Annotated in this window: 2 tRNA genes and 3 rRNA genes; all 5 read left to right on the top strand. The window is 48.6% G+C overall.

Going from position 1 to position 5,570, the window contains the following annotated elements:
* Positions 1–282: 282 nt before the first annotated feature.
* Positions 283–1,821, top strand: a 16S ribosomal RNA gene (locus IP510_RS13565).
* A 74-nt stretch (positions 1,822–1,895) separates the two neighbouring features.
* Positions 1,896–1,972, top strand: a tRNA-Ile gene (locus tag IP510_RS13560).
* Positions 1,973–1,981: 9 nt separating this feature from the next.
* Positions 1,982–2,057: transfer RNA gene (locus IP510_RS13555), tRNA-Ala, on the top strand.
* A gap of 345 nt (positions 2,058–2,402) precedes the next feature.
* Positions 2,403–5,262, top strand: a 23S ribosomal RNA gene (locus IP510_RS13550).
* Positions 5,263–5,449: 187 nt separating this feature from the next.
* Positions 5,450–5,564 (top strand): 5S ribosomal RNA (gene rrf / locus IP510_RS13545).
* The 16S, 23S and 5S rRNA genes sit together here with 2 tRNA genes alongside, the layout of an rRNA operon.
* Positions 5,565–5,570 lie beyond the last annotated feature (6 nt).

The raw sequence follows: 5,570 nt of genomic DNA, 5'->3' as shown, positions 1-5,570 counted from the left end.
ACAGCAAGAGAGTTACCCTATATATCAGTTACTGGACGACAGTGATTGAGCACTATTTAAAAGCATAACTAAAGAACAACTTGTGTGGATTTTTGCTGATTCAGAATGCTAAAAAATAAAGTTGGTTGACTATCTTTTCGATAGAATTCTAACTATAAAAATTATCATTTAAGACAGTAAAAAAACTCAAAGTTAATTCATTACGAACATAATTTTTAGCGATTTTGCCAGATTAGATGAGCCAAGTTTAGAAGCTTCTTTAAAGAGCTTCATAGCAAGATTAAACTGAAGAGTTTGATCATGGCTCAGATTGAACGCTGGCGGCAGGCTTAACACATGCAAGTCGAGCGGAAACGATGATAGCTTGCTATCAGGCGTCGAGCGGCGGACGGGTGAGTAATACTTAGGAATCTACCTAGTAGTGGGGGATAGCACGGGGAAACTCGTATTAATACCGCATACGACCTACGGGAGAAAGGGGGCAGTTTACTGCTCTCGCTATTAGATGAGCCTAAGTCGGATTAGCTAGATGGTGGGGTAAAGGCCTACCATGGCGACGATCTGTAGCTGGTCTGAGAGGATGATCAGCCACACCGGGACTGAGACACGGCCCGGACTCCTACGGGAGGCAGCAGTGGGGAATATTGGACAATGGGGGAAACCCTGATCCAGCCATGCCGCGTGTGTGAAGAAGGCCTTTTGGTTGTAAAGCACTTTAAGCAGTGAAGAAGACTCCGTGGTTAATACCCACGGACGATGACATTAGCTGCAGAATAAGCACCGGCTAACTCTGTGCCAGCAGCCGCGGTAATACAGAGGGTGCAAGCGTTAATCGGAATTACTGGGCGTAAAGGGAGCGTAGGTGGCTCTATAAGTCAGATGTGAAATCCCCGGGCTCAACCTGGGAACTGCATCTGAAACTGTAGAGCTAGAGTATGTGAGAGGGAGGTAGAATTTCAGGTGTAGCGGTGAAATGCGTAGAGATCTGAAGGAATACCGATGGCGAAGGCAGCCTCCTGGCATAATACTGACACTGAGGCTCGAAAGCGTGGGTAGCAAACAGGATTAGATACCCTGGTAGTCCACGCCGTAAACGATGTCTACTAGTCGTTGGGTCCCTTGAGGACTTAGTGACGCAGCTAACGCAATAAGTAGACCGCCTGGGGAGTACGGCCGCAAGGTTAAAACTCAAATGAATTGACGGGGGCCCGCACAAGCGGTGGAGCATGTGGTTTAATTCGATGCAACGCGAAGAACCTTACCTGGTCTTGACATATCTAGAATCCTGCAGAGATGCGGGAGTGCCTTCGGGAATTAGAATACAGGTGCTGCATGGCTGTCGTCAGCTCGTGTCGTGAGATGTTGGGTTAAGTCCCGCAACGAGCGCAACCCTTGTCCTTAGTTACCAGCGGGTTAAGCCGGGAACTCTAAGGATACTGCCAGTGACAAACTGGAGGAAGGCGGGGACGACGTCAAGTCATCATGGCCCTTACGACCAGGGCTACACACGTGCTACAATGGTAGGTACAGAGGGCAGCTACACAGCGATGTGATGCGAATCTCAAAAAGCCTATCGTAGTCCAGATTGGAGTCTGCAACTCGACTCCATGAAGTAGGAATCGCTAGTAATCGCGGATCAGAATGCCGCGGTGAATACGTTCCCGGGCCTTGTACACACCGCCCGTCACACCATGGGAGTTGATTGCACCAGAAGTGGATAGCTTAACCTTCGGGGAGGCGTTCACCACGGTGTGGTTGATGACTGGGGTGAAGTCGTAACAAGGTAGCCGTAGGGGAACCTGCGGCTGGATCACCTCCTTATAGATGGCATTCGGTCAGCAAGAATTCACAACAAGTTGTTCTTTAGTTTAAGCTTACGTTTATTAAGCGTAATTGGGTCTGTAGCTCAGCTGGTTAGAGCACCGTGTTGATAACGCGGGGGTCAGTGGTTCGAGTCCACTTAGACCCACCATTTTATAATGGGGCCATAGCTCAGTTGGTAGAGCGCCTGCCTTGCACGCAGGAGGTCAACGGTTCGACTCCGTTTGGCTCCACCACTACTATAAACGAATAAGCTTTGAGTGCTAAGAGTATTAAATAGAAACAAGTGATTCGCCTATATTGGCAAGATTACTTCTTTCTGTTTTATACAGAACCTGTAATTCGACGAGAATACAGGAACTATTTAAAAACATAGATATGAGTCTGGGTTAGGAGGAGCGTGTTCACGCGCACCTCTTAACCTTAATAACTCACCTCTTAACGACATCAGTTGTTATCCCAGGGGTGAGTTATTAAAAAAGTAATAAGAGAACTGAATCAAGCGTATAAACATAGGTGATATCGTTATCATAATTAGATTGTATGACACTTAGAAGTCGAGAGACTACTTGGGGTTGTATGGTCAAGTAATGAAGCGCACATGGTGGATGCCTTGGCAGTCAGAGGCGATGAAAGACGTGACAGCCTGCGATAAGCTTCGGGGAGGCGGCAATATCCTGTGATCCGGAGATTTCTGAATGGGGAAACCCACCTACCATAAGGTAGGTATCCTAATTTATTAGGAAGCGAACGAGGGGAAGTGAAACATCTCAGTACCCTTAGGAATAGACATCAAATGAGATTCCCCTAGTAGCGGCGAGCGAACGGGGAGAAGCCGATTAGTGCTAATGTAGAAGAACAGCGTGGGAAAGCTGACCGTAGTAGGTGATAGTCCTGTATTCGAAACATTAGCGTTAACATATTAAGTAGAGCGGGGCACGAGAAATCCTGTTTGAAGATGGGGGGACCATCCTCCAAGGCTAAATACTCCTGACTGACCGATAGTGAACCAGTACCGTGAGGGAAAGGCGAAAAGAACCCCTGTGAGGGGAGTGAAATAGAACCTGAAACCGTGTGCGTACAAGCAGTAGGAGCCTCAATTTATTGGGGTGACTGCGTACCTTTTGTATAATGGGTCAGCGACTTATATTCTGTAGCAAGGTTAACCGTTTAGGGGAGCCGTAGGGAAACCGAGTCTTAATAGGGCGTTTAGTTGCAGGGTATAGACCCGAAACCGAGTGATCTATCCATGAGCAGGTTGAAAGTGTCGTAACAGACACCGGAGGACCGAACCCACTGTCGTTGAAAAGCCAGGGGATGACTTGTGGATAGGGGTGAAAGGCTAATCAAACTCGGTGATAGCTGGTTCTCCCCGAAAGCTATTTAGGTAGCGCCTCGGACGAACACCATTGGGGGTAGAGCACTGTTTCGGCTAGGGGGTCATACCGACTTACCAAACCGATGCAAACTCCGAATACCGATGAGTGATATCCGGGAGACACACAGTGGGTGCTAACGTCCATTGTGGAGAGGGAAACAACCCAGACCGCCAGCTAAGGCCCCAAATTCCTAGTTAAGTGGGAAACGAGGTGGGAAGGCATAGACAGCTAGGAGGTTGGCTTAGAAGCAGCCATCCTTTAAAGAAAGCGTAATAGCTCACTAGTCGAGTCGGCCCGCGCGGAAGATGTAACGGGGCTCAAACTAGGAGCCGAAGCTGCGGATTTGAATTTGTTTTCAAGTGGTAGGGGAGCGTTGTGTAAGCCTGTGAAGGTGTGTCGTAAGGCATGCTGGAGGTATCACAAGAGCGAATGCTGACGTGAGTAACGATAATGCGAGTGAAAAGCTCGCACGCCGGAAGATCAAGGGTTCCAGTCCAACGTTAATCGGGGCTGGGTGAGTCGACCCCTAAGGCGAGGCCGAAAGGCGTAGTCGATGGGAAATCAGTTAATATTCTGATACTTGTTTATAATGCGATGGAGGGACGGAGAAGGTTATGTCAGCCTGGCGTTGGTTGTCCAGGTGAAAGGATGTAGGCTTGTGGCTTAGGTAAATCCGGGCTACTACATGGCTGAGATCTGATAGCAAGCTGTACTTGTACAGTGAAGTGGCAAATACCATGCTTCCAGGAAAAGCTTCTAAGCAATAGTTATAAACGAATCGTACCCTAAACCGACACAGGTGATCAGGTAGAGAATACCAAGGCGCTTGAGAGAACTCTGCTGAAGGAACTAGGCAAAATGGTACCGTAACTTCGGGAGAAGGTACGCTGTTGGTGGTGATAGGACACGCTCCTTGAGCTGCTGGCAGTCGCAGATACCAGGCTGCTGCAACTGTTTATTAAAAACACAGCACTCTGCAAACACGAAAGTGGACGTATAGGGTGTGATGTCTGCCCGGTGCTGGAAGGTTAATTGATGGGGTTAGCGTAAGCGAAGCTCTTGATCGAAGCCCCAGTAAACGGCGGCCGTAACTATAACGGTCCTAAGGTAGCGAAATTCCTTGTCGGGTAAGTTCCGACCTGCACGAATGACATAATGATGGCAGCGCTGTCTCCAGCAGAGACTCAGTGAAATCGAAATCGCAGTGAAGATGCTGTGTACCCGCGGCTAGACGGAAAGACCCCGTGAACCTTTACTACAGCTTTACATTGAACTTTGACCTGACTTGTGCAGGATAGGTGGGAGGCTTTGAAGCCAAGACGCTAGTCTTGGTGGAGCCAATCTTGAAATACCACCCTGGTCATGTTGGGGTTCTAACTCAGGTATAACAATACCGAGGACAATGTATGGTGGGTAGTTTGACTGGGGCGGTCTCCTCCTAAAGAGTAACGGAGGAGTACGAAGGTGCGCTCAGACCGGTCGGAAATCGGTCGTAGAGTATAAAGGCAAAAGCGCGCTTAACTGCGAGACCCACAAGTCGAGCAGGTACGAAAGTAGGTCTTAGTGATCCGGTGGTTCTGTATGGAAGGGCCATCGCTCAACGGATAAAAGGTACTCTGGGGATAACAGGCTGATACCGCCCAAGAGTTCATATCGACGGCGGTGTTTGGCACCTCGATGTCGGCTCATCTCATCCTAGGGCTGAAGCAGGTCCTAAGGGTATGGCTGTTCGCCATTTAAAGAGGTACGCGAGCTGGGTTTAGAACGTCGTGAGACAGTTCGGTCCCTATCTACCGTGGGCGTTGGAAATTTGAGAGGATCTGCTCCTAGTACGAGAGGACCAGAGTGGACGAACCTCTGGTGTTCGGGTTGTCACGCCAGTGGCATTGCCCGGTAGCTACGTTCGGATGGGATAACCGCTGAAAGCATCTAAGCGGGAAGCCCACCTCAAGATTAGATTTCCCTAAAGAGCCGTTCAAGACTAGGACGTTGATAGGCAGGGTGTGGAAGTGCAGCGATGCATGTAGCTAACCTGTACTAATTGCTCGTTTGGCTTGACCATACAACACCCAAGTGGTTTGTATACAAGTCTAATTAATCTATCTTGTATGACTGTAGTGGTCATAACGAAGAAAGTATATTTCGATATCACCTTTAACCTTGATTCAGTTAGGTTACAAGTTGATCGACAACAAGCTAAAACTTGAAGTCAAACAATAAAAACAACAGACTCATATCTAACCCCCTTTGCTGACGACAATAGCGCGATGGCCCCACCTGATCCCTTCCCGAACTCAGAAGTGAAACATCGTTGCGCCAATGGTAGTGTGGGTTCGCCCATGTGAGAGTAGGTCATCGTCAGCTCTCTAT

Source organism: Psychrobacter sp. NG254 (assembly GCF_015277735.1).
Lineage (GTDB): Bacteria > Pseudomonadota > Gammaproteobacteria > Pseudomonadales > Moraxellaceae > Psychrobacter.
This window is presented reverse-complemented; position numbering and strand designations above follow the sequence as displayed.